At 25.5% G+C, this 25817-nt stretch carries 26 protein-coding genes and 1 pseudogene; 14 read left to right on the top strand and 13 right to left on the bottom strand.

The annotated features are described in order from the left end of the window. Positions 1-5 precede the first annotated feature (5 nt). Complete coding sequence (locus CHF27_RS10925; protein WP_095405296.1) at positions 6-2768, bottom strand: type I restriction endonuclease subunit R; 2763 nt, start codon at positions 2766-2768, stop codon at positions 6-8. Between the two features lie 493 nt (positions 2769-3261). Between CHF27_RS10925 and CHF27_RS10920 the strand changes: the two genes are divergently transcribed. From CHF27_RS10920 to CHF27_RS10890, 7 genes are all read left to right on the top strand, one after another. Further along, positions 3262-3720: a DUF4829 domain-containing protein gene (locus tag CHF27_RS10920; RefSeq protein ID WP_095405297.1), complete on the top strand. Its 459-nt coding sequence runs from the start codon at positions 3262-3264 to the stop codon at positions 3718-3720. Between the two features lie 83 nt (positions 3721-3803). Further along, positions 3804-4496 (top strand): hypothetical protein, encoded by a 693-nt coding sequence (locus tag CHF27_RS10915; protein ID WP_095405298.1) that lies wholly within the window; start codon positions 3804-3806, stop codon positions 4494-4496. A 264-nt stretch (positions 4497-4760) separates the two neighbouring features. Beyond that, the gene (locus CHF27_RS10910) at positions 4761-5984 is read left to right on the top strand and encodes a DUF6080 domain-containing protein (RefSeq protein WP_243445002.1); all 1224 of its coding nucleotides are present in this window, start codon (positions 4761-4763) and stop codon (positions 5982-5984) included. A 42-nt stretch (positions 5985-6026) separates the two neighbouring features. Beyond that, a complete protein-coding gene (locus CHF27_RS10905; protein ID WP_095405299.1) occupies positions 6027-6917 on the top strand; it encodes a decaprenyl-phosphate phosphoribosyltransferase in 891 nt (296 codons plus the stop codon). A gap of 27 nt (positions 6918-6944) precedes the next feature. Further along, complete coding sequence (locus tag CHF27_RS10900; protein WP_095405300.1) at positions 6945-7592, top strand: HAD-IB family hydrolase; 648 nt, start codon at positions 6945-6947, stop codon at positions 7590-7592. 12 nt (positions 7593-7604) lie between these two features. Further along, the gene (locus CHF27_RS10895; protein ID WP_095405301.1) at positions 7605-8522 is read left to right on the top strand and encodes a ComEC/Rec2 family competence protein; all 918 of its coding nucleotides are present in this window, start codon (positions 7605-7607) and stop codon (positions 8520-8522) included. 44 nt (positions 8523-8566) lie between these two features. Next, positions 8567-9181: a hypothetical protein gene (locus CHF27_RS10890; RefSeq protein WP_095405302.1), complete on the top strand. Its 615-nt coding sequence runs from the start codon at positions 8567-8569 to the stop codon at positions 9179-9181. A 399-nt stretch (positions 9182-9580) separates the two neighbouring features. Here CHF27_RS10890 and CHF27_RS10885 read toward each other — a convergent pair whose 3' ends face one another. After that, a complete protein-coding gene (locus CHF27_RS10885; protein ID WP_095405303.1) occupies positions 9581-10312 on the bottom strand; it encodes a hypothetical protein in 732 nt (243 codons plus the stop codon). Positions 10313-10965: 653 nt separating this feature from the next. Here CHF27_RS10885 and CHF27_RS10880 point away from each other — a divergent pair. Beyond that, complete coding sequence (locus CHF27_RS10880; protein WP_095405304.1) at positions 10966-11217, top strand: kinase to dihydroxyacetone kinase; 252 nt, start codon at positions 10966-10968, stop codon at positions 11215-11217. Positions 11218-11472: 255 nt separating this feature from the next. Here the strand turns inward: CHF27_RS10880 and CHF27_RS10875 are convergent, their stop codons facing one another. After that, positions 11473-12171, bottom strand: coding sequence for a hypothetical protein (locus CHF27_RS10875; protein WP_095405305.1), 699 nt, complete (start codon positions 12169-12171; stop codon positions 11473-11475). 172 nt (positions 12172-12343) lie between these two features. Continuing rightward, entirely contained in the window at positions 12344-12859 is a 516-nt protein-coding gene (locus CHF27_RS10870) for a GNAT family N-acetyltransferase (RefSeq protein WP_095405306.1), read from the bottom strand. A 158-nt stretch (positions 12860-13017) separates the two neighbouring features. On the opposite strand from CHF27_RS10870, the gene CHF27_RS10865 reads away from it, so the two are divergent. Together CHF27_RS10865 and CHF27_RS10860 are read left to right on the top strand one after the other, a co-directional pair. Continuing rightward, on the top strand, positions 13018-13338 hold the full coding sequence (locus CHF27_RS10865) for a PadR family transcriptional regulator (RefSeq protein WP_095405307.1): 321 nt from the start codon (positions 13018-13020) through the stop codon (positions 13336-13338). Then, positions 13325-13894, top strand: coding sequence for a DUF2812 domain-containing protein (locus CHF27_RS10860; RefSeq protein WP_095405308.1), 570 nt, complete (start codon positions 13325-13327; stop codon positions 13892-13894). Before CHF27_RS10865 ends, CHF27_RS10860 begins: the two co-directional genes overlap by 14 nt. A gap of 128 nt (positions 13895-14022) precedes the next feature. Here CHF27_RS10860 and CHF27_RS10855 read toward each other — a convergent pair whose 3' ends face one another. From CHF27_RS10855 to CHF27_RS10845, 3 genes are all read right to left on the bottom strand, one after another. After that, on the bottom strand, positions 14023-15150 hold the full coding sequence (locus CHF27_RS10855) for a hypothetical protein (RefSeq protein ID WP_095405309.1): 1128 nt from the start codon (positions 15148-15150) through the stop codon (positions 14023-14025). A gap of 181 nt (positions 15151-15331) precedes the next feature. After that, positions 15332-15883 (bottom strand): hypothetical protein, encoded by a 552-nt coding sequence (locus tag CHF27_RS10850; RefSeq protein WP_095405310.1) that lies wholly within the window; start codon positions 15881-15883, stop codon positions 15332-15334. Positions 15884-15979: 96 nt separating this feature from the next. Continuing rightward, positions 15980-16111 (bottom strand): recombinase family protein, encoded by a 132-nt coding sequence (locus CHF27_RS10845; protein WP_115976173.1) that lies wholly within the window; start codon positions 16109-16111, stop codon positions 15980-15982. 144 nt (positions 16112-16255) lie between these two features. Here CHF27_RS10845 and CHF27_RS10840 point away from each other — a divergent pair, with 144 nt between their 5' ends. After that, positions 16256-17056, top strand: coding sequence for a DUF2785 domain-containing protein (locus tag CHF27_RS10840; RefSeq protein ID WP_158534754.1), 801 nt, complete (start codon positions 16256-16258; stop codon positions 17054-17056). 73 nt (positions 17057-17129) lie between these two features. Here CHF27_RS10840 and CHF27_RS10835 read toward each other — a convergent pair whose 3' ends face one another. Then, on the bottom strand, positions 17130-17318 hold the full coding sequence (locus CHF27_RS10835; protein WP_095405312.1) for a PD-(D/E)XK nuclease family transposase: 189 nt from the start codon (positions 17316-17318) through the stop codon (positions 17130-17132). 707 nt (positions 17319-18025) lie between these two features. Here CHF27_RS10835 and CHF27_RS10825 point away from each other — a divergent pair. Beyond that, complete coding sequence (locus CHF27_RS10825; RefSeq protein WP_095405314.1) at positions 18026-18595, top strand: sigma-70 family RNA polymerase sigma factor; 570 nt, start codon at positions 18026-18028, stop codon at positions 18593-18595. Further along, a complete protein-coding gene (locus tag CHF27_RS10820) occupies positions 18595-19953 on the top strand; it encodes a DUF4179 domain-containing protein (RefSeq protein ID WP_095405315.1) in 1359 nt (452 codons plus the stop codon). Before CHF27_RS10825 ends, CHF27_RS10820 begins: the two co-directional genes overlap by 1 nt. Before the next feature lie 554 nt (positions 19954-20507). Here the strand turns inward: CHF27_RS10820 and CHF27_RS10815 are convergent. Next, on the bottom strand, positions 20508-20831 hold the full coding sequence (locus CHF27_RS10815; RefSeq protein ID WP_095405316.1) for a DUF3784 domain-containing protein: 324 nt from the start codon (positions 20829-20831) through the stop codon (positions 20508-20510). 138 nt (positions 20832-20969) lie between these two features. Next, positions 20970-21215, bottom strand: a pseudogene (locus CHF27_RS10810) (IS4 family transposase); the annotation flags it as partial. 359 nt (positions 21216-21574) lie between these two features. Between CHF27_RS10810 and CHF27_RS10805 the strand changes: the two are divergent. Beyond that, the gene (locus CHF27_RS10805) at positions 21575-22576 is read left to right on the top strand and encodes an acyltransferase family protein (protein ID WP_158534753.1); all 1002 of its coding nucleotides are present in this window, start codon (positions 21575-21577) and stop codon (positions 22574-22576) included. A gap of 359 nt (positions 22577-22935) precedes the next feature. Here CHF27_RS10805 and CHF27_RS10800 read toward each other — a convergent pair whose 3' ends face one another. The 3 genes from CHF27_RS10800 to CHF27_RS10790 are packed head-to-tail and all read right to left on the bottom strand — an operon-like array spanning position 22936 to position 24888. Next, positions 22936-23331, bottom strand: a complete 396-nt coding sequence (locus CHF27_RS10800) for a YxeA family protein (RefSeq protein WP_095405319.1) — start codon at positions 23329-23331, stop codon at positions 22936-22938. A gap of 10 nt (positions 23332-23341) precedes the next feature. Further along, the gene (locus tag CHF27_RS10795) at positions 23342-24091 is read right to left on the bottom strand and encodes a hypothetical protein (protein ID WP_095405320.1); all 750 of its coding nucleotides are present in this window, start codon (positions 24089-24091) and stop codon (positions 23342-23344) included. After that, entirely contained in the window at positions 24085-24888 is an 804-nt protein-coding gene (locus CHF27_RS10790) for an ATP-binding cassette domain-containing protein (protein ID WP_095405321.1), read from the bottom strand. Before CHF27_RS10790 ends, CHF27_RS10795 begins: the two co-directional genes overlap by 7 nt. Between the last annotated feature and the right edge of the window lie 929 nt (positions 24889-25817).

The raw sequence follows: 25817 nt of genomic DNA, 5'->3' as shown, positions 1-25817 counted from the left end.
TTTAATTAAGCGTATTTTTTTACATGATCAAATATAAAGTTTTTAACTTGATCTATCATCTTTCTTCTAAGCGTAAACTTAGGTTTTAACTCTGTTTTTATCTCTTCACTTATTTCTTGTCTATTTACTATTCCTGAATACTCATACTCTGAAATATAGTCTTTTATCTTATATCTATCTAACCCTATTTCTTTTGAGAATTCTTCTACAGCTTCTTCTCTTTTTACTTCTTCAAATTCTTCATAAGCCAAGTCTATATCATCATCACTTCCAAGTTCTGGAACTACTTTATTTAAGAATTCCTTTAATAAATCTACCTTAAGTCTTAATTCTTCATTATCAGCTCTATCAAGCTCTGTTATTACATTTTTAATATCACGAGCCTTTTTCTCTTGGTCCGATAGATCTATATCTCTAATTAAATTCATGATATAACTTACATTGATTTTATCACTATGCATAAGCTCTACTGAAAAGTCTATATCTGCAAGTATTGAAGTCTTTTGTTCTTCTTGTCTTTTTACACTTTCATATATTGTAAAATACTTACTTTTATAGTCTTGATAGCTTTGTTCATTCATTCCTAGTTTTACTTCTTCAAATTCAAATTCTGTAAATGTATTTAGCTTTGTTAGAACCTTTGTTAAGTCTCTAAATGCTAATATAAATTTCTTTTTATCTTCTTCACTTTGAAGACTGTCTACATCACTTGGCTCTGGTGTTAAGTCTTTTAATTTTCTAAGTTCATTATGCCATAAACCTAAGTAATATTCATAGCTTTCCATTAATACAACATCAGTATTATCAGTTTGAGAGAAAAGCTTTAATGCTTCATCTGTATTTTTCTTTAAGTTTCTATAGCAAACTATATTTCCATAAGGTTTAGTAGACTTTTCAACTCTATTAGTTCTTGAATATGCTTGCACTAGGTCATGATACTTTAAGTTTTTATCAACGTATAAAGTATTTAATGTTTTACTGTCAAACCCAGTTAAGAACATATTTACAACTATTAGTATATCTATTTTTGCATTTTTTACTTTTTTAGATACATCTGAGAAATAACTTTGGAATGTATCTGTTGAATAATTACAGTCAAACATTTCATTGTAGTCTGTAATCATTCGCTCAAGTGAATCTCTTGAGTGTTCATCTTTTCCTTCACTTTCTTCATTAGCTCCAAAACTAAATATTCCTGCTATTTTTAAGTCATGGTTAATATTTTTAAATGCATCATAGTATTTTACAAGCATAGCTATACTTTGAACTGTAAATATTGCAGTGTATTGCTTATTTTTAGTCTTTCCACTATGAATATCTAAAATGTGATTTGCTACTAGATTTATTCTTTCATCACACATAAATACTTCTTCTTTGTCTATTGATTTTACTTTTTCATCATCTTCCTCATCAAATCCACCATCAAATGTTTTAATGTATTCAACTGAGAATCCAAGTACGTTTCCATCACTTATAGCATCTTTTATTAAATATGTATGTAAGCATTTTTCAAATAAATCTGCTGTAACTCTACCTTCTTGGCTTCTATTTTCAAAGAATCTTGGTGTACCTGTAAATCCAAAGTATTGAGCGTTTGTAAAATGCTTATTTATAGCTTTATGCATATCTCCAAATTGAGATCTGTGGCACTCATCTATTATGAATACTACTTTTTCATCTCTATATTGGTCCATTATTTTAGCATATTTATCATTCTTTATAGCATTAGCCATCTTTTGTATTGTTGTAACTATAAGTGGCTTATTTATGTCTTTTATTTGTTTAACTAAAGTATTGGTTCTATCAGTTGTATCAACGCTATCAGGCTCAAATTTATTGAACTCTGCTATTGTTTGAGAGTCTAAGTCTTTTCTATCAACTAAGAAAAATACTTTTTTAATATTAGGCTCTTTTGATAGAATTTGACTAGCTTTGAAAGATGTTAAAGTCTTACCACTACCTGTTGTATGCCATATAAATCCATTGTTATTAGTTTCAAATGCACGAGTTATAAGTGCTTCTACTCCATATATTTGATATGGTCTCATAACCATTAATAATTTATCAGTTTCATTAGTTATCATGTATCTAGCTATAACTTTTGATACAAAACACTTATCTAAGAATGTTTGTGTAAACTCTTTAAGAGTGCTTATTCTTTTGTTGTTTTCATCACTCCAGAAGAATGTATGACTAAAAAGAATTTCTTTATCACTATTTGCAAAGTATTTTGTGTCTACTCCATTACTTATTACAAATATTTGAAGATATCTATATAACCCTTGGTATGAGTGTTTTTTATATCTATTTATTTGGTTAAAAGCCTCTTTTAAATCAAGCCCTCTACGTTTTAATTCTATTTGAACAACGGGTAGTCCATTTATAAGTAATGTAACGTCATAACGGTTTGTATACTTTCCAACTACTGTAGTTTGATTGGTTACTTGAAATCTGTTTTTGCACCAATTTTGAGTGTTAAAGAATTCTATATATACTTCACTACCATCTTCTCTTTCTAATATAAATTTATCTCTTAGGACCATTGCACTTTGAAATACACTTTTTCCTTCAACGTGTCTAAGTATTCTTTCAAATTCTTTATCTGTAAATGGTTCATTGTTTAATTTAGCTTTATTATGTTGAAACAACTCATTTCTAAAGTTATTTTTAAGTTGTTCTTCATCAGCTATTGTAACGAAGTTAAACCCCTGGTTTACAAGTTGTTTAATTAGATTTTCTTCTAATTGAGCTTCACTTTGATAACTCATATTCCCCTCCTGATTTTTTATTAAAAATTTGCTACTTTTCATGGCACCAACGACTTCATCCGTCGCTAAAAAATTTTTCTATTCAACGAGTTATTAAAGCTGTATAATTTAAAACCACTGAGCGGGCAAAATACTTTAATAACTTTTTATAAACCACTTTAATTAAGCTGTTATTAATTAAGGTGGTTTATTTTATATTATCATAAAATTTAATATATAGTTTAGTAGTTCTTGTTGAGTTACTTCTCCCTCAGCTTGTACATCAGTATTTTCAAGGATATACTGTTTTTTACATGTTTAACTACTAGTTATTAAAATGTTTGAATTTTAAATTCATTTATAATGTAATTTAACTAAATATTTTTCTATATTAAGTTTAAATTATTTGGTAAAATTAGGTAAATCAATACTTCTATTAATAAAGAAAATATAAATATATCATTAAAAGAATTAAAAGTAATATTCAAGAAAAAACAAAAAAAGGTAGGTTATTATGAAAACAAAAAAAATAGTTTGCATTTTATTTATTTTATTTATAATTATAATTTGCTTTAATTCATTAAAAAAACAAACATCTTTGAATCAGAATACTGATCCAAAAACAACTATTGAAAATTCATTTAAATTTGAAAATGACCACGATGTAAATAAACTTAAAAATTGTTATACTTCAAATCTTGTAGATGCTGTCTGCAAAAAAGATAGTGTTGATAATATAGAAAGTACTAAACTACTGAATTTAAATTTAGTTACAGATGAAACATATTATCAAAACTATATTAACACAAAAGATAATTTAAAAAGAGATGACATTGCAATATACAATGTTAACTATTATGTTAAATTTAAAGGTCTTCGAGCAGAACCAATAGACTCTGGAGAAGATGAAACTTATTATTATGTAATAAAAGAAAAAGATTCTACTTGGAAAATTGATAGTATTGGTTATTAGTTTTTTTTTGGAAATTATATTAAATTTACAAATAAATTATTATTTGGTAAAATTAGGTAAATAAATAAACTCGGGGGGAAAATATGAACATTTCAAATATAAGTAGTAGCCTACTATCAAGAAGTTACAACAGTAGCGCTTTAAATAAAATACAAATTAATACTTCTACTAATAAAGAAAATACAAATATATCATTAAAAGAATTAAAAGCTATTAATCAGGGGAAGCAATTAGCTCAAGAAAGTTTAGATACTACATATAATTTAAATATAAACAAAAAATTTCAAGAATCTTTAGAACGTAAATTATCACAGCTTAATGAAAAGAAAAGTATGATTGAAAATAAAGATAAAAAAAATGATGTAGTAGATGATTCAGTAAAAAATACTAAAGTTGACAGTTATGTCAAAGATACAGGAGAAATTAAAGATAAAAAAGAAACTTTACTTAGTGAAGATGAACAAATTAGTCTTCAAGATATAAATAAGAACATATCTGAAACTAATAGTGAGTTAAAGGAAATTATAATTTTAAATAAAGATTTGAGTAAACAATCTGAAATGATTGATGATAGAATATATACGTTTAAAAAAATGTATGGTAATGACATTTTTAAAATGGCAGAGAAAGAGGTAGTTTTAAAACAAGTCTATGATACTCGCAACAATCCATTTATTAAAAAGTTAAAGAGTACTTTTAACGAAATTATAGAGCTGGAAACACAATTAAAAGATAAATTAAATAAAGAGCAACCAGAAGATAAAAAAGAAATATAGAGTTTAATAACTAGTTTTTAAAACTTATTTAAAGTTATCTAGAGAATATGAAACTTTTTCTGTAAATACATTTATATGATGATTTTGTTAAGGCGTGGATATAGCAATGACTTGTCCATGCCTTTATGGTATGCGGTTCAAAGATATTTATTTAAGTTTTCCATTACTATTAATAACTCATATAACTAATATAGCAAGGTATTAAAATAACTAATATTATGATATACTGTTACAGAAAAAATTGTAAAATAAGGGGGAAAGATATTGAGACAAATTTTATCAAAACACAAGGGGGAAATGGTGGTATTTTTGATAGTAACAATATTGTATTTATTAATATCAATAGCATTTGCTTCAAAGACATCAATATTTTATGATACACATAATAAGTATGATGTATTACTTAATACCGACACGGGGGTTTTATTAAATTGGAACACATTTGCTATAGCTCAGGACAATAGTAAACACATATTATTTTCAGCTATAGTATCATTATTCGCATATCCAATATTTTTAATAAGTCAAAACTTAGCAAAAACAGGAACTCAATTTACTCATATTTATGGATTTGGATTAATTATATTACAAATATTAATAAGTGCTACATCTGTAACATTAATTTATAGTTGTATAAAAGATTTGTGTAAAAAACGTTTAACAAGAGTATTAATTATCGGGATAATGATAGTTTCATTTCCACAAATTTTCATGTCTGTAAATATAGAAAGATTTATATATGCTCAGTTGTCATTAGTAGTATTTATATTCTTAGTTTCAAAATTAAAAAATCAAGAATCATATTTAATTGATATAGCAGCGATACCTTTATTTGGTATAACTCTTACAAATATATATGTATATTTTATTAACTTATTATTAGAATTTAAAATAAACTTAAAAAAAATTCTAACACATTTAAGTTTATTAGTGGCAATGTCTTACTTTATATTAGTAAGTACCAAATCATATAATAGTTTCTTTTTAGTGAAAAATACTATAAACTCAGATTCAATGTTTATAGCAACATTGCCTATTTTAGAAAAAATAAAAATGACAATATTAAGATTAATATATCCAATATTGTATTTTCCAGGACAAGAAATTTTATATAATACTAAAATGGTTCAAAATGGTGCAGTAAATAAAGTATTTTTAATTTTAGGAGCAATAGTATTATTATTAGCTATAATAGGGGGAATAAGAAATTTTAAGAAAAAAGTGCCTAAATTATGCTTAGGTATAATATTAGCTAATATAGTTTTACACGGGGTAATAGGATACAGTTTAGACAGTGCAAATATAATGGTGATACATTTTACTTTTGCAATAATTTTACTTTTAGGATATTTAGCTCAAACCTTAAGTAAAAAACAAACAAAATTGTTAAATGTGTTTTTAGGTATTGTTTTTATTACTATCGTAATTAGTAATATACAAGGGTTTATAGAAATATTTAATTTAGGAGTGCAATCATATCCTAGATAATAATAATGATTTACATAAAAGGGTAAAAGGAAGTTGGGGGAAATGAATAATATAGTAAGTAGTGAAAAAGAGAAAAAAGCATCAATAAAAGAATATATAAAGTTAATGAGATCAAAACATTATATTAAAAATTTATTTGTATTAGCAGCATTAATTTTTTCTAATAAAATTATAGATATAAATAGTATATATAATACATTAATTGCATTTGTATCATTTTGTTTTATATCATCATCTGTATATGTTTTAAATGACATAGTAGACATGGAAAAGGACAAACTTCATCCTAAAAAATGTAATAGACCTTTAGCTAGTGGTAAAATACATAAAAATAATGCTATTGTGTTGGTTATATTTTTAACGATATTATCCCTTGGATTATCTCTATTTGTAAGAAGAGAACTAACATTTATACTCATTTTATATCTATCAAACAATTTATTATATTCATTTAAGATAAAAAATATAATTTTACTAGATGTATTTTCTATAGCAATAGGATTTATACTTAGAGTTTGTGCAGGGAGCGTTTCTATAGATGTAAAATTATCTAGTTGGATAATTTTATGTACCTTCTTTTTATCTATTTATTTAGGGTTTGGTAAAAGAAAAAAGGAAATATTTACTTTGAAAAAGACAGCATCTGATCATAGAAAAATATTAAAGGAATACAGTGAACCAGTATTAAATCAAATGATGATAGTTGCTTTAAGTTCTACAATAGTATGTTATGCACTTTATTCAACTAGTAATGTAAATAATCCTGATATGATATATACAACAATATTTGTAGTATATGGATTACTTAGATATCATTTTATTATAAATACTTCAGAAGAGGGAAACCCCACAGATATAATATTAAAGGACAAAAGTCTTAAATTAAATGTATTAATATGGGCCATTGTTTGTTTAATAATATTATTATATTAGAGAAATCAAAAATCAGGAGAAAAAATTATGTTAAGAAAAATAAAGGAAGTAGTATTATTAGATGTAGATTATACTGTTATAAATACTGATAGTATGATAGATTTCTTTGTGTATTCGCTAAAAACAAAGACATTAAAAACAATTATAAAAATACCATATATAATTGTGGTTTTTGTTATGTATTTATTGAAATTTGCGACTTTAAACAAAGCAAAGGAGGCTGTTTTTTCTACTATTATATATTTTAAGGAAGATGAATTAGAAGAGTTTTTTAATAAATGTATTAAGAAAAAAATCAATGAAAGCATGATGAATATAATAGAAGATGCTCAGAAAAAAGGAAAGATAATCATTATGGTAACGGCATCTCCAAGTGCATATATGAAATATTTTAAGAAATATAAATATGCAGATGAAGTGTTAGGTACAGAGTTAGAATTTGAAAACTCAAGATATAAAAATAAGATATTAGGGAATAATTGTAAGGGTTTAGAAAAAACATTTAGAATAGAAAAATTATTAGAACATTTAGATATAGAAATAAATTTTGATAAATCTTATGCTTACTCAGATTCCATTAGTGATATGCCTATGTTTTCTTTGGTGGCAAATGCATATTTAGTACAAAAGAAAGATGGAAAAGTTAAAGAAAAAGTTAATGTAGTGTTAAATTAGGGGGATAATTTAATGAAGAAAAAAATAAAAGTTATATTTATAACTTTTACAATTATAACTTTTATAGGAACAGCAGCAATTCTAATGACTATAGGTAATGATAAAATACATTTTATACATACTGGGTATAGTGATGCTATATTAATAGAAAGTAACAATAAATTTGCTTTAATAGATGCAGCTGAAAATAATAAATTAAATAATAAAGAAATTAATTTAGAGAGTGATGAAGGGGTAGTTAAGTATTTAGATGATTTAAATATTGATAAGTTAGAATTTTGTTTGGGAACTCATGCACATAGTGATCATATTGGTGGAATGGATTCTATTATAAATAAATATAAAGTAAATAAACTTTATATAAAAAAATATAATCCAAAAAAATTGATAGATGAAGAGTTTAAGTATAACAATCAAGAGGTTTATGACGATATGATTAAAGCTGCAAATAATAAATCAGTAGAAATTATACATCCATCAGATTCTAATAATGAATTTAGTTTAGGGGATTTTAAAATAAAAATTGTAAACTATGAAGAAACTACCAAAGATAAAATTTCTGAAAATGCGAATTCTTTAGGGATTGAGATAACTAAAGGTAGAAATAAGATTTTTTTAGCTGGGGATATAAATAACGAAGATGGTGATGAGGACAAGCTGGCAAAAACTATAGGCAAGGTAAATGTTTTAAAAGTAGGACATCATGGACTAAAAGGGTCATCTAGTGAAAATTTCATAAAAAGTTTACATCCTAAAATATCAGTAGTCACAGGAAAGAAAGAAACATTTGATAAGGATGTTGAGAAAAGATTAAATTCTACAAACTCTAAAATATATATAACTGGTGAATGTGGTCACGTTATAACAATAATATATAATAATTTTACCTCATGCCACTCACTTCCAGATGTTCATAATAAATTATTATGAAGTGATATAATATAATTAGGAAAAAGTACATTGGGGGGATAAATTTGAAAATACCATGTAAGATATTACTTCTAGTATCTATAACTATTTTTTTTAGTATAGGATGTAGTAAGAACAATGAAATAAATGAAAATACTAATAAAGCAACTTCACAAGTTACTCAAAAAAGTGATGAAAATGAGGTCACTTATATTGAAAAACCTGGAGTAAATGATGGAAGTAAATATATTGATATAGATATTAATGCAATAGGTGAAAAATATAAAAATGTAGATAAAAGTAAATTAACTTACGAGGCAAAATCAAATTTCTGGTGGTATGAATGTCGTAATGGGTTTGTAGCAGATAGTTTTATTAATAGTGAGAGAGATGAATATAAACCAATAAATAATAAAAAATATGTTACTGTTTTACATGGATATGAATATCCATGTGAAATGAATACAAAGGAATTTACATATGAAGAAGTTTTAAATTTAGTGTCTAAAGTACTACCTGATGATGCTAAAATGGTAAGTTCTCAAGACTTTGAAAATGCTAAAAAACATTTAAGATATGAATCTAGTAAAGGTAACTTTCTTGTTTCCTTAGTTTATAAAGATAAAGTAAATGAAGGTAATATAGTTGGATTAAGCTATTGTAAGGAATTAGTAAATTAATGTATCTGTTTCTTTTGTATCTTAACCTATGAAACGTATAGGATATATAATTTAGTAGTATCATAGAAAGCTGTTAATTTTGTAATTTAAAGAGTTATTTTCACACACCCAGGAGCGTTTCTAATTCTAGTTGGATAGAAAAAAATATACTCCCTTTATGAGAACAATTTTATTTTAATTGTTCACCATAAAGGGAGTATATCAAACTCTATGCGTGGTACTTTGCAACCTCAATGACGTTACCATAATCATCAGTATGATTATATGTAACAGTTAAGTAATCATCGTTAACTATAAGTAACTGCTCATTTGTTAAAAATTTACCTTTTTTAAGCATTTTTACTGCAACTTCACGTCTTTTTCTAGCTATGAATTTAGGCTAATAATATATTTTTTATATTATATTATTTTTTTAAAATAATGTATGCCAGATACCTTATCTTTACTTAAAACTTCATTACTGTTATCTTTTGTAGGATAATTTATAAAAACTACAAAAGTTCCTTTTGAAGAGGAATAATATGTTTTTATTCCTTCAGATCCCTTATAAGAAGATATTTCTTTTATATCATCTGGTAAAACCTTTTTTACATATTCGTTAGCTAAATCTATACTTATTTCATTGTCCTTTTTAGCAGAATATGAATAAGCTCTTAATATTTCGCCATATATATCTGTGCTAGATGGTTCATTTGCTTGTTCTGGTTGATTTGATAAAAATATACAAGTATCAAACTTACCTTCTCCCCACTCGTATCTATATGCTCGATCATCTAAAGCAATACTATATTTTAAATTTTCTTTATTTATTTCTTTATAATTTTGCTCCATTTTATCATGATCAAAGTATTTAACAAACTTTCCATCTTCCCCTATTTCATTTTTATTTTCTTTAAAAGGTATCTCATTTTCAGGAATTTCATCTCCATTTTTACCATTTTCTTTTAATTCTTTTTCATATTTTTCTAAAACAATATCTCTTTTGCTTTTAGAACTATCTTTTTCTGTGTTTTCTTGTTTTATGCTCTCTTTTTTATTGTCAATTTTTTCATTAGAACATCCTACTACTCCTAATATGAATGATGCAACAACTAAAGATGAAATAGTTTTTTTAATTCTATTTTTAATCATATGATTTATCCCCCTTTTCTAGTTAATAATAGCACATAAAGTAAATTATTTAAAATTACATAAAAGTGTAAGAAGGGGAAATTAGAGCAATTGGTAAATATTAGAATTTATTTTGATAATAAGAAATAAATGTCTAGAATAATTTGAAATCTGATAAAATATGCGAGAACTTTATGCTATATTTAGTAATGATGTAAAGGGATTAGCTGCAATAGTTGTAGTTTCACATCATATATCTCAAAGGGGATATAATCGATAGGGAGAGTATAAAAATTTTTTTGAATACAAAGTAGAAGATAATATAGGATATTATGATACTTTTGGGTGTGATAGATAGATATATTATTTTATAATAATGATGTATGTGTGTTATATACAGTAGGACATGAAGGACTTTGTATTAGCGAAGATATAGAACTTAAAGTGATTTTAAGTAAAAATAATATAGATTTTGAAAAATGATATAGGCCAACCTGTGTTTTTTGTGCAAAATTGCACTGAATTTTGTTTAAATTCAGTAATACCAATAAGTGTATCGATTAGATTATAGTTGATAGATTAATAAACAAGGTGTAATATTATAGATAGATAAATAGTAATTTGTAGGTGATTTTATAATAAAGTATATAAAAATTTGAGAGGATGAAAATATTATGTTGGAATATAGATATGATACACAGTTACTGATTGAGGGGAAGAAACTTGATGAAGATGTAATTAATGACTATTTTACTAATAATTTTAAAGGAGATTGCTTACTTGCTGTAGGTGATGAAGAACTTATTAAAATTCACTATCATACTAATGAACCTTGGGAAGTATTGAAATACTGTGCTTCTTTAGGAGAAATATATGATATTGTAGTGGAAGATATGGAACGTCAATCAAGAGGACTTAAAGGTTAATAAGTTTAAATGTGTTTGATAAATTCCAAATTTGTAGGACCGATTAAATATAAAGTAAATAATAAAATAGCTGTATCCTGGTATATATTTTGTATGTACTAGAATACAGCTATTTTTATTGTTTATCATAGAACTGTACAATATTCAAATATGCAAGGTCAATAAAGCTACGATATTGTGTACCATATAAAATAAGTCTAAATCATAGTCAATCAATTGCTAAATCTAGTACTTATTGACCATAGTTAAGTTTATTTAATTAAATTTACCGTTTGTCCCTTCGTATTTATTTGAATCCTCAATATTATTTAAATCTACATAATCTGTAATATCAATTTTCTTATTCATCTTAGGGTAAAGTTCTTTTTGTTGTTGTTCATTCAAAGTAGAAATAAGCCCAACTAAATTGCATTTCAATAGATTAGGTTTAGTTGTTATGTTTTTTTCTAAATCATCAAAATTAGTTATTAAAAGTTTTATTGACTCATATTTTTTTTCATGTATAGGACTTTTTAAATTAATCAAGTTTTCATCTTTTGAATTTTCTTTAATAAACTTATCATATTGTCTATAAGAATCTTCTGATTCGATAAGTTTTTGATCTTGAAATAATTCAATTGATGAATCATTCATATATTGTAATATTTCGATTTTTAGATTACTTTTTTTATCAATTTCTATACTTGTATAAAAATTTTTGATATATATATCTAACTCTTTACTTAAAGAATTTATCCTTTTATCAATTTCTATATCTGATATATTTTCAAGATTATTATTATCGACTTTTGCAAATTGACCTGTAACATTTTGCTTTAATAAATTATAAATTATTTGATTTTGTTCAGATTTAAGTTCTTCTATAGTTTTATTATTTTTTCTTATACCCATAAAACAAAGACTCGATAGTATTAGTATCGTACCTAAAATAATTAAATATTTTTTTGAAAACATATTTCCTCCTTTGTATTTAGTATCCATTTTAATATCTAATTCTAATCCTAATGTTAAAATGGATATTTTGGATTTTATATTAAGTCTAATATTGTTACCAATAGTCTTGGAGTAGTTCGTCACATAGACTTTTATGATGAAGACATGGATTTTACATCTTCACCCAAGCCTATTAGATTATCGTTAAATCTAGTTCATAAATATCTAATAAATGTTCTTTATTTTCAAACTTAATAGTTGCTACTTTGTGTTTTTGATATCCTAAAGATTCCCAAAATTTATGAGCTAAAATATTTTCTTCAAGTACTCCTATTCTAAAAAAATCGGCATCTAAACCTAAAGCATATTTAACAAGTTCACTATGTACTAAGCTACCCAATTTATTTCCTCTATTATTTGGAGATAGTAGCAATAGACCAATAAACCATGTATTTTCTTTAGGATAGTTTTTAAAGATATCAATTAACCCTATAAGTTCATTTAATTCGTAAATACCTAAGGTCAATGAATTTTTAGATGTTTTATCTTCTGTATAAGTAAATATATCCTTGATATCTTGTTCATTCGCTTTTCTTCCACTATAAATTATATGATAATCTGAACATAGCTCGTATAAATTTTTTATTTCTTTGCTTTGTTCTAAAGAAATAGGTTTTATAAGACACGTATTAGTTAAATTTATTATCACTCAAATCATCCTCCTTATAAGTATATAGTAATTTATAAGAGAGAACTTTGATGAAATTTTAAGGAATAAAATTTATTACTCAGTTTGACTATACAGTTGAACTGTAGTATGATTTACTCAGTTAAACTATATAGTCAAACTGAATAGAAGGTGAAAATATGAAACATAACCTGTTACCATTATCTGAAACTATGCATTATATTTTATTAGCTTTGCGTCAACCACTTCATGGTTATGCAATTATGCAAAAGATTGAACTAATGAGCAAAGGTACTGTCAAATTAGCTGCTGGAACTTTGTATGGTGCAATTGAAAATCTAAACAAACACGGTTGGATTGAGCCAGTGATTGGGGAAACTAATAGAAGAAAAGTTTATAAAATTACAGATGAAGGAATAGAAATTTTAAAAATTGAACGAGAAAGATTACTAAATATTATATCCCTATATGAAAGGAGAGAGTTTGATGAAGAAAGTTAAACAGTTTTTCAATATTATTGAGGAAGAAAAATGGTTGAATAAGCAATTACAAATGGGTTATCACTGCTCAAATATTAGTGGATTAGGAGTATATACATTTAAAAATGCTAGCGAAGACTATGTTATACGATTGGATTATCAAAATTATATGCCAGTAGAAAAATTTGAAGAATACAAAACAATATATCAAGACTTCGGATGGAAACATATAAAAGGATCCAGATTTGGCAGCATTCAATATTGGCAAAAATTAGCTGATGGTCATGAGGATATTTTTTCTGACCGTGAATCAAGTATTTATTATTATAAGCGATTAATGGATTATTCACTATCATTAACAGTTATACTTTTGGTGATTAGCTTTATGATGTACAAAGATTCAAGTTTATATGAAACAAAAATACTTTGGGATATGGAGCGCTCACTGTTTTGGAAAGCGTTTTTATTTGAAACACCATTTGTCATTATTAAACTGCTTCCACTAATTATGTGTGTTTTTTCTGGAATTAGCTACTTGAAAGCATATCGTCAATATTTTATATTAAAAGAAAAGTAGAATTTCTAGAGATGATTAACAAGATAGTCCGTAATCTTCTTTTGAGGAGACCCATAGCCGTCAACCTAAGAAATCCCATTTTCAGTTATGATATTATTCTTAATCATAATAGAAAATGGGATTTAAATTTAACCTATCCAAACTCCACTTTTATCAAAGCTTTGTAATTTATTATCAACTTTACACTTAGTGTCGCATAACATATTTCCATGGCCATCAAAATAGTACCATTTATTATCATTTTTTAACCAACCAGTTCTAACAGTACCATCTCCATTTAGATAATGCCAACCATCATCATTTTGAATCCATCCTGTTTTATAACACATCCAGCCATTGTCATAGAAATAATATAATTTTTCATCTACGAATCTAAAACCAGTGTACATTTCTAAACTATTTTGTTTACTAGGATCATTTTCTTCTCCAAAATAATACCATCTACCACCAGTTTTTAGCCAACCAGTCTTAACAGTACCATCTCCATTTAAATAGTACCACTTACCATCATCATTTTGAATCCATCCTGTTTTATAACACATCCAGCCATTATCATAGAAATAATATAATTTTCCATCTATATATTTAAAACCAGTATACATTTCTAAACTGTTAAGATTATGAGAGTCTTTTGTAGCTCCAAAGTAATACCATCTGTCCCCAGTTTTATACCAATCAGTGGCAATTGTGCCATCCCCCTTAGAGAAGTACCATGTAGAAAAAGATTTATTACTATAAGGATTAACTTCTTTATGATGTATCCAACCTTTATTAGTTGTCATAGTAAAATCTTTATTGAAATAATACCACTTATAATTAATATAATAAGCACCATTTTCGTTTAAGTATCCACTATCTTGATTGGCATGGTACCATTTATTATTATATTTAAACCAGCCAGATTTAATAGTACCGTCACCATTAAAATAGCGATGCTCATAAAAGCCTATTTTTGTAGACATAGTACCATCACTATTAAAATAATATAATTTACTTCCTATAGTACGTGCAGTATTATAAACCAGTCCTCCGTTTCCATTAAAGTAATACCAGTGGTTTTTATAATTTAGCCAACCAATTGCAGGCATTCCATCTTCTTTTTTAAACATCCAATACTCATCATCGTATTTAAACCACCCATCTTGAGTTAGTTTATTGTAATCTAAAGAATTATCAGCCTTTATGTATGACGTACTTGTAGTAAAAAATAAAAGTACTAAAATAAAACTCGAGATTATTTTCCCCTTTAACTTCATATTACTTATTCCCCCCTATTTAGAAAACCTTTATTACGAGTATAACATAGATTTTATTAATAATAGTTAAGAGGGTAATAAAATGTATAAAAACGTAAAAAAATGTAATACTTCACAAAGGTGATGTAGGTAAAACAATAGCAATTTTTATGTCTTGGGGATTAGAAGAGTGTAATTAAATTTAATTAGTTAATTCCTTACTATAATTTATTCCAACTACATTGCCTTTATTTACTTCATCTTGGGATACAAAATCAACCATGAAATTACCTTTGCTAGATGAATAAGTTATGTATTTTCTATTGACTTGATAATCTCTCGTTCCTGTCATTTTAATATCATCCGGTAATAACTTAGATACTAAATTTAGAGCCTCTTCATATGTAACATTGCATTGATTAACTTCACATGCATATGTATATCCATTTAGTATAGAAACATATTTTTTATCATTTATAGGTTTCTGTTTGTCTAAATAATTTTGACTAAATAAACCTTCATTACTTTCATACATATAAGTACCTTTATCATCTGAAGTCTCATAAGTTAAAGTTTTTTTATCTACATTTTTATATCGTTCGTTTACTACATCATTGTCTATATCTGCATACTTATCGCCATTTTTTTCAATATATGGTACATCATTTTCAATACTTTTTTGATTTACACTACACCCTACACATAAAAAAATAGTTGTGGCTACTAAAAGTAATATCTTGCATGGTATTTTCAAATTTATCCCCCCTATATCTTTATCTTAAGTTTATTGTATCATTCATTAACTATTTATCATCAAAATATAAATTAATTTCTTATATGATATGACTTGTTAAATATGAACTTCTTTAAAAATTTCATTGCAGTTATTTTCTTTTAATATTTTTATTTGATTTTCTAAGCTAGTGTTATCTTCTTGAGATTTGGTACTAACTCTTGCATATCCATAAATCGTATTTTTCATAATCAAAACTTGTAAGTTATGAATATATTGTACTTTAATCTTAAAAACAAAAAAAGATTGAATTAATTAATAATTATTATTTTAAGTCTGCTACTATAAATATAAAGATGGATATTAGAATGATGGAATGGGAGAAATATGAAAATGAATGAAAAAGAAAAGATTATAAATGGATTACATTGTGAAGAAATTGTTTCAGATGAATTGATTGAGTTAATGTTAAAAAATATCGGTTCACTATCTCCTCAATTAAGAGATAATACAATTTATATAGGTTGGATTAATTTAGAAGAGTCTAATAGAATTTCAACCAAACAAAAGCTTTGGCTAATAGATGAAGTTATATCTAGAGATTTATTATTTTATGGTATTGAAGAAGAATTCTCTGATAAAGTATTTACTAGAAGTTTTGCCTCTTTGTTACTAGTTGTTTTACTTGAGAGTCACTTTAAAAATAGGTACATGGATACTAAAACTGAAAAAGAAATAATTCAAATATCTATTAAATACATGGAAACTGAAAAAGATAATAGAGGTTTGGTAGATGCAAAAGGATGGGCACATGCATTTGCTCATGGAGCTGATTTATTAGAAACTATTTCAAAATCTATATACCTAACCCCTGATAGTGCAACAAGGGTATTAAACTGTATTTCAAGGGCTTTAATAGATATTGAAAATTTTCTATTCGGTGAGGAAAGCAGACTTAATAAAGTAATTATAGCTTTAATAAAATACAATAAACTAAACCAATCTGAACTAAATAGTTGGATTGAATCAAATAATAAAACTTTAATGGAGTCTAAGCCTTTTAATTTGTGTTGGGGGAAATTTTTAATGTCTCTTTCGTATATGCTTAAATTTGAAGATATAGAGTTTGAAGAAACTCAAATGCTAATAACTGAATACTTAAAGTTTTTCTATAACACTTTTGAAATCATTTAACAGTTTGTAATTAAAATAAAAAATTCCGTGTAAATCGGTCATACCAATGGTTTCAAAATTAAGTGGCCGATTTTTACACGTATGTCGTCCTCCCCCATATATGCTCTTTTTCTATATCTGAATTTCTGATTTGAACTGATTTAATAGGATCTATTGGTTTCATAACTGCATTTAAAAACGATATTAATATATTTGGATGTTTTTCATTTCCAAATATTCTTTTAAAAACAAAATCTACCTTTGGACTTAGTAAATATGTCATATCTACACTTCCTTTCTATATTTGTATATTTTTCTTATTATACTATGAATTATTATTCAATAATAAAATTAATGGTAAATAGTTGTTTATTTAGGAAACAAATCTTCTAATTGAAATTAGAACCATCTACCTATATGGGGGACATCTTTTGTAACGAAATGGAACTTCATTTAGATTATTTATAAGTAACTAATAAATAAAGTGAGATGCAAAATAAATTTAATAATACTAAAGTAAATAAAGCAAAAGGGTTAAAAAGACTTTTTTATGAAAAAACACCATGAGTTTAAAAAATAAAGTTTTATATAAATTCATACATATTAAAAAGAGTGTATATGCTGAAAGTAAGAAATTTCAACGTATACACTCTTTTTAATATGGTCATTATTTCTTAAACGTAAATTTTAAGGCTACTTACCTTTTAGTCCAGAATTTATATATTTAATATGGATGGTTATATAGGTTTTCGTGGTGAAAGGAAAGAAACACTAGATGATATAATATATATCAAATACATAGGATCAGAAGATGTTCCATTTAAAACTGTTGAAGGTAGGTTGAAAAATGGTAAATATATTTCTTTTAAAGAGGGTAAAACTTTTAGACGTTACATATTCAATATAAACTAAAAAAATTGAAAAAAATATGCAACTAAATGAATATCTATTGAATCTAATATACGTAATCATGGTTATAGGGAGGACAATATGGCAAAAAATATCATACTAAAAAGAGTGAGGCTTTTTAGTAAAAAAATCAAATTAATAGAAGAAATAGATTTAGTAAGTGAAGCTAAAAAAGGTTCAGATGAAGCTTTTGAAAAGCTTATAAATCTATATAAAGAATACCTTTATAAAATGGCATTTATTTATACAAAAAATGAGCACGATGCATTAGACATTTATCAAGAAACAGTGTATAAGGTCTATTTAAATATAGATAAGCTCAAAGATTTAAGTTATTTTAAAACTTGGATAACGAGAATACTTATAAATAATGTGAATATGAAAAATAGACACATAAATAGGTTTAAAGATGTTGAAGTAGAAGGTTACATAGGTGAAATAGAATATTCAAGTATAGAGGAAAAAATAGATTTATATGATGCAATAGATGTATTAGAGGAAAAGTATAAGACACCTATAATATTACAATATTTTCAGGATTTAACAGTAAGTCAAATATCTAAAATAATGGATTGTAATGAAAATACAGTAAAGTCATATATAAGGCGAGGAAAGAAAAAATTATATGATTTATTGAAGGAGGAATCATAATGAGTAAATATGATAAAATAAAAATCCCAGATAATATAGATGATATAACTAATAATGCTATATCAAAAGGAAGAAAGCAAAAGAATTTAAGAAAGTACAGAAATGTAATGGTTGGATCAATAGCAACATTAGTTATTGGAGGTGGAGTGATAGGTGTTATAAATCCTTCGCTAGCAGACTCTATACCCATAGTGAAAAATATAGTAAACTATTTTGATAACAATAAAGATTCTAGGTTTAAAGGTGATAAACGTGAACTAGAGAAGACTTCTAATAGTTTAAATTTATCTGTTAAAGATAAGGGTATAGAATTTAAAGTAAATAGCATATCTTATGATGAAAGTTGTATGACTATATTTTATACTATAAAAACAGATAAAAATATAAAAGAAAATTATAAGGTAAATGAAAATCCTTTATTTGCTCATCCATCTATTCGTTTATATATAAATGGAAAAGAAGTCGATTTAAACAGTAATCCAGAATCAGAGTCTAAGTATATAGGAAGTAATAAATTAGAAGGTATTTATAGATTTGATATGAGTGGTATAGCTATAAAAGTAAATGATAAGGTAGAATTAAAGACAGATAATATTTTTAATACAGATGGTAACTGGAATATAGCTACTAATTTAGATAAATCTAAAACTAACGTAGATAGTCATGTTTATAAGGTTGATAAGAAATTTACAATAGGAGAAACTAATTATGATATAAAAGAAGTTATAATTTCTCCATTAGGAAATAAAATGCTTCTTCAAACTAGTGAATTAAAGGATTCAAATAAATCAAATGAAGAAAATGAACTTTTAGGTGGATTTGCACTTATGGATGATAAAGGTAAAATTCTAAATCAAATAGATAAAGGAAGTTATGGTCCAGATGAAACAACTGGAATTGCAACAAACTCATTTGAGTTTATAGGTGCAGATAGTAGTACAAAATATTTACAAGTTATCCCGACAAAATATATACGTTTTGCAGAAGATAAAATGTCTGAACTAAAGAGCATAAATAATCTTCCTTTAACATTTGAAACAAGTGAAGTTGGAAAGGTAAAGATAGACAGTTTCAAGGCAACAGGTGATAAAATAGAATACACTTATTATAAAGAAGGATTTGTAGACAATGAGATTTATTTAGATTATTTCGATAAAGATGGAAATGAAGTAGATTTTGGTGGATTTAAAGATACATACTTTGATAGAAAAACTGGAAAATATACTGAAACTATTGATTTTAATGGATATAAACATAATGAGGAAAAAATAAAAAGTATAAGCAAAATTTCTGTTTATTATGTAAATCATGTGAAATTATTAAAAGATAAAGCCATAAAAATAGAGTTGAATAAATAATACCTATAGGGGTAGAAACGTTTTTTTCTAGATTTACAAAATTAAGTCATTTTTTTTAAAGTACACTTAGCTGAACTTGGATTATTCAGATTAGAAATATAGTAAAATCAACAAGTTTAACATATATAATATTAATTTTTTAGTTCGTAAAGCATTTCGTACATTGTTGAACTATTTAAATATAAATTGATTTTATTAATAAAATATGTGAAATTGCTTAATACGTTGGAATTACTAGATAAAATCGCCTTAACGTTGCAAATATCAAAAAAACGATGCTACCCCTAAAAGCATTTAATTAAGTTTTAATACATTATTAGGAATTAAATGATAATAATATTGTTTAATATGTTTAGAAACGATTAGAAATAAACTTAAACAAATTAAAGTGAAATCAAAAAGTGAGTTTATTTAGCACGAAAATGTGAAACTTTAGAAATTAAAGTTTGATGAAAATTAATAAAAATGAAAAAGAGCCTAGTTTTAAAATATAGTAATTTCAATACGGAGGCTCTTTTTTATATGTAACTATGCCCTAAACCTCAATTTAACGACTACTTTAGTTTATATTTATTTAAAAATGTATTATGACTTTTTAATTGCTTCGCGAAGTAAATAATCCAAACTATAAATGCTATCCAAAAACTTGACTCAGTAACTGTAATACATCCAATCGCTCCAATAAAAAATATCAAAGAATACTTAAAAAACATAACTGCGAAGTCTTGACTCATTTTCAATTTATCACAATTCTTTTTCTGATTTTGTGAAAGGTTATTATACCCTCCAATTAAAAAAGCTGATTTTTCTTTAAAAATAAAAAATATCATTGAAAATGTAAAAAATATTAATGCCATTGTTAATGATGGATAAAACATATTAAATCACCCCTTCTTATTAATTATGTGTGTTTTTCATCAAATTTTCAACTAGTTCTTAAAAACACATTTTCTTTATGGGGAAATTCTCTTTTAATCTTGTTTTCTTCTGTTAATTTTCTTACAATTAATCTGCTTTTTATCTTTTTCCATAGTTTTCAAATATTCAGCATCATTTTTTGTTCCTGAAAATATATCTACTCTCATAAATGATCCAGTTAAAAGTTCATATTGTAATTGTATTTTTATTGAAGATGGAGAGCCTGAACCCAGAAACTCTTTCTTAAATTCTTTGGGTAGAGCATAACCTGTTGAATCATTTATTATTACTCTGTTGAAGTGTAAATTTAAAACATTTTCGAAGTCTTTCAGAGTAGCATTTTGATTCTGCATCATTTGATTAAATATTTAAGTTTTTTATGCATAAAATTAAGCCTCAATTTCAGTTATGATTAATTAAAAATTATACCATAATTTGAAAATGGGGCTTCTTACGTTGACGGCCATGGTCGTCCCCCCTTGTGAATAAGCTAATACAGTTCTTTTTCATAAAAGTAATACTAATCATTTTTTAATTCAATGTATTTAGTAAAAGTGTAAGAATGGAAAATTAGAGCAATTTGTAAATATTAAAATCTATTTTGATAATAAGAAATAAATGTATATGATAATTTAAAATTTGACAAAATATGCGAAAACTTTATGCTATATTTAGTAAAGTTGAATATATAGGGGGATATGAATTGATATTAGTATATATAAGTATGTTTTTTATGATATTATATGATATTAAAGTTTTAAAATATAGAGAATATAATTTAGAACCATTGAGTTTGAAAAATAGTAATGTTGTAAAGGGATTAGCTGCAATAGTTGTAGTATTACACCATATATCTCAAAGGGTATATACTCTAGGTTCCTTTTTTTTCTTTAGATACTTAGGATATTTGTCTGTTTCTTTATTTTTATTTTATTCAGGTTATGGATTAATGAAAAGTTATAATTCTAAAGAAAATTATTTGAATGGATTTTGGATAAATAGAATGCCTAAAATAATAATACCGTTTATATTGTCAAATGTATTGTTTATTACAATCTATACATTATCAGGGCGTGAATTTTCAGTATATGATATATTAACCTATATTTTAGGAATAAGGTTAATTGATAGTTTTAAATGGTACATAATAGTAACTATTATTCTATATAGTGGATTTTATTTCATGTTTAAATATTTAAAAAGAAATAAGGCTACAGTAGGGATTTTTTTATTAATAACAGGATACGATTTAGGGTGTCGCATTCTAGGAATGGGAGGGTGGTGGTATAGTGCTACATATTGTTTTTTTATAGGTATTTTATTTGGACAATATTATAAATTAATATTTAGTTTTATAAGAAAAAAATACACTATAATAACTTTAAGTATATTAATATCATTTATATCAACATTCGCACTGAATATATTTAAAGGAAACATTTTAATTTCTATAGTTTCATCAGCTCTTTTTGTATTATCATGTGTATGCATACTTATGAAACTTGAGATAGGCAATACGATTATAAATTTATTAGGTAACATTTCATATGAAATATACTTAGTTCACAGAATTATATTAGACGGACTTGATAAAATAAATAATGAATATATATATATGATTTTATGCATATCTATATCAATATTGATAGCATATATATTTAGTATATTTGTAAAAAAATCTATTAAGATTTACCAACAGTGTTAAAAAAGGAAGTAAACAGTATAAAGATTTTGATGATTATTTAAATTTGGTTTCTAAAAATATAAAACACATTGATAGTGTATCTATTGAGAATGGTAAAATTTCAGTATTAGTTTATATAAAATCGTACCAAAGATAAGTCTTACTGATTTACTTTTAGATGTTGCACAAATAACAGGATCTTGTAGCGGTGATTACTTTAAAGGAGGATAATTAATGAGTAAAATCATTTCAATAATAGAAATTACTACATATATACTTTCTATTTTTATAAATAAATCCTATTTAATTCAATTTTTAAGTTATATTTTTTATAGTTTTAATCTTCTAAATAAAAAAGTGCTCTTATTTTGAGCACTTTTTTATTTTCTAGTTCCTTCTTTTTCTATCTTTTCTAAAGCTTTTGCAGGTACATCTTCTTTATTAATTGTAGTTTCTCCGAGAGAAATTGTTTTACTAGCACTTATCTTGATGTAAGCCCCTGGTGCATAATAATCCTTTGCAGTACCTTGTTTAGCAAAACTAAAATCTCTTTTATTTCCTTCTTTATCATATCCAACTAGTTTATACATTTTTCCTTTTACTTGTTTTTTACCTTGATCATCTACTAACCAAGAATCTTTATTTACTTCATCTGTTGGTACTTGTGTATAATAAGTTTCTGATGCCACATATCTATTGTTATAGTATCCTTTTGCCCAAAGTGCTCCACCTACAATTATTGATATAGCTATTAAAATTCCTAATGTTTTTTTCATATTCTGCCTCCTAAAATTCAAGTTCTTTTTTTCTAAATATAATCATTGAAACTATTACTGGAATTACCATGTATAGTATAATTTCTATTATTGAAGTTATGTTAAAACTTCCTTTTGTCATATAGTTTAGCTTTTCTATAGCTAGCAACGTTGTAAACATGTGTTCAGTTAAATTTCCTACTAAATCTACTACAAACTGTTGAGCAAGTATAAGATTTAATATCATCCCTACTGTTCCTGATCCTAGCAATACAAATGATATTGTTCCATACATTGCATTTTGATAATGATAAACCAATATTGTAGATATACCTACATATACAATAATCTTTAGTATTCCTGTTACTGCTCCAAGAGTCAGTTCTAAAAACTGTTCGTGCGTAAGAGTAAGTCCTAAAATCTTTGGTACCACTATTACAAATACACCTAACAATACACCTGAAATCACTGATAATATTATTGTTTCTATTGCTTTTGTTAATATAATTTTATTCCTATCAATACCGTATCCTATAGCTATTTGCATTGCTTTACTTTTAAAATCATCTGAGTATATTGATAAAAATATTGGTATTCCTACTACTAAAGGATAGAATCCTAAAAATAAATCTGTTTTTGAAAGATATCCTCCTCCATCTAAATTTGGAGTATATATTATAAATACCATCGTAAGGAATAGTCCTAAAAACGTTGCTACCGTGTATATTAAAGATTTTTTACGACTCATTCTATTTAAATCTGCTATTAAATAATTTAACATTTCTTCGCCCCCTCTACTAATTCAAAGTAGTAATCTTCTAACGTCTTTGTAGATAATTTTTCTTGTAAAATTTCTATTTGGTTTTCCTTTAAAATTTTCTTGGTTTTCTCAATATCACTTACTTTAATCTCTATAGTATCTGATTCACTTTCCAAATTGTTTTTGTCTATTTCTTTAAGTATTTTTCCTTCGTGAACAATACCAAATTTATTTGCAGTATGTTCTAATTCTCCAAGAATATGAGATGATACTATTATTGTCATTTTATATTCTTCATTTAATTTCTTTATTAATTTTCTAATATCTGCTATACCCTGAGGATCTAATCCATTTGTAGGTTCGTCTAATATTAGTATTTCTGGGCTACCAAGTATCGCATTAGCTATTCCTAATCTTTGCTTCATTCCCATAGAAAAGTTTTTATACTTTGCTTTTGTTTCATGTAAGTTTACTATTTTTAATACTCTATCAATTTCTCCTTTATCCTTGATTCCTTTTAATTGCCTATAATAGTTTAGGTTTTCTCTAGCATCTAAATAATCAAAGAAGTTTTTTCCTATAAAAAACCCTATTTCTTTCCTGTTTGTAAGCAATTCATTTTTATCTTTACTATCTTTTATTGATAATTCTCCACTACTAAATTCTGATAATCCTAGTATAATTTTAAATATGGTTGTTTTTCCTGCACCATTTTTTCCTACAAGCCCATATATTTCACCACTATTTACATTCAAACTCAAGTTTTTAGTTACATGAAATTTGCCATAATGTTTATTAATATTTTTTAACTTTATCATATTGTCTCCTTTTCTTAATCCGTGCTTTATTTAACTCTATTGTATACATTCAATCTTAACTAAAAATAAATCTAATCTTAAATAAACCTTATTTTTAAAATTTATATACTATCCTATAATTTATTTAGTTATTAGATTGTAATAGATAATAATTTTATGTTTGATAGGAGCTGGATTTTATAATCTTATTCGTAATTTAAATATAGGAAACAACCTTTTTGGAGATGAAATTATTCCAAATTTATCAATTTTACATACTAAAAAGAGTGTAGATAAATTAAATCTATCTACACTCCCTATCCTTAACTTTTTTTAATCAAATCTATACTGCGTTGCCTCTTTGTATAAATCTATCTAATCAAGAGCTTTTTAATTTATATTTATTTCATTTGCTCTAATTCTATCTTAGCATCTATTAATAACTTTAATTCTTCTATTACATTTTTAGAAGGTTCGACTAACTTGACGATATTGGGTTGGAAAATATATAATTAACATTCAAATACATTTATCATTAAGGGGAGAAACAATATGAAGTATGAATTATTAGATTCTATAAAAAGATTGTGTTACAGTTTCTTTCAGTTAGCCACATTAATTATTTTGCTTAGTATTATCTTAAGAGATGTGGAACTTACCAATCTAGAAAATATTTTAATGATTATAGCGTTTGTACTTATGACTGTAAGTAATACAATAGCGTTATTTTTAAATTATAAAAAGCAATAAGTCATCTTGATGTAAGGTTTTTTTAATAGATATTTGTTCAACTTTTTGAACTAATTTCTTTACTACCTTATTCCATAAACTAAAAAATAAGGCTTAAATTTATTGAGCCTTATTTTTTAGTTCTTAGTTCTTTAATTTCTTCTAATGATAATCCAGTTATTGTCTGAATTGTATTATCATCTAAATTGTTATTTATTGCA

Source organism: Romboutsia maritimum (assembly GCF_002251085.2).
Lineage (GTDB): Bacteria > Bacillota > Clostridia > Peptostreptococcales > Peptostreptococcaceae > Romboutsia_B > Romboutsia_B maritimum.
Note: the sequence above shows the minus strand (reverse complement) of the source record. Positions and strands in the feature narration are given on the sequence as shown.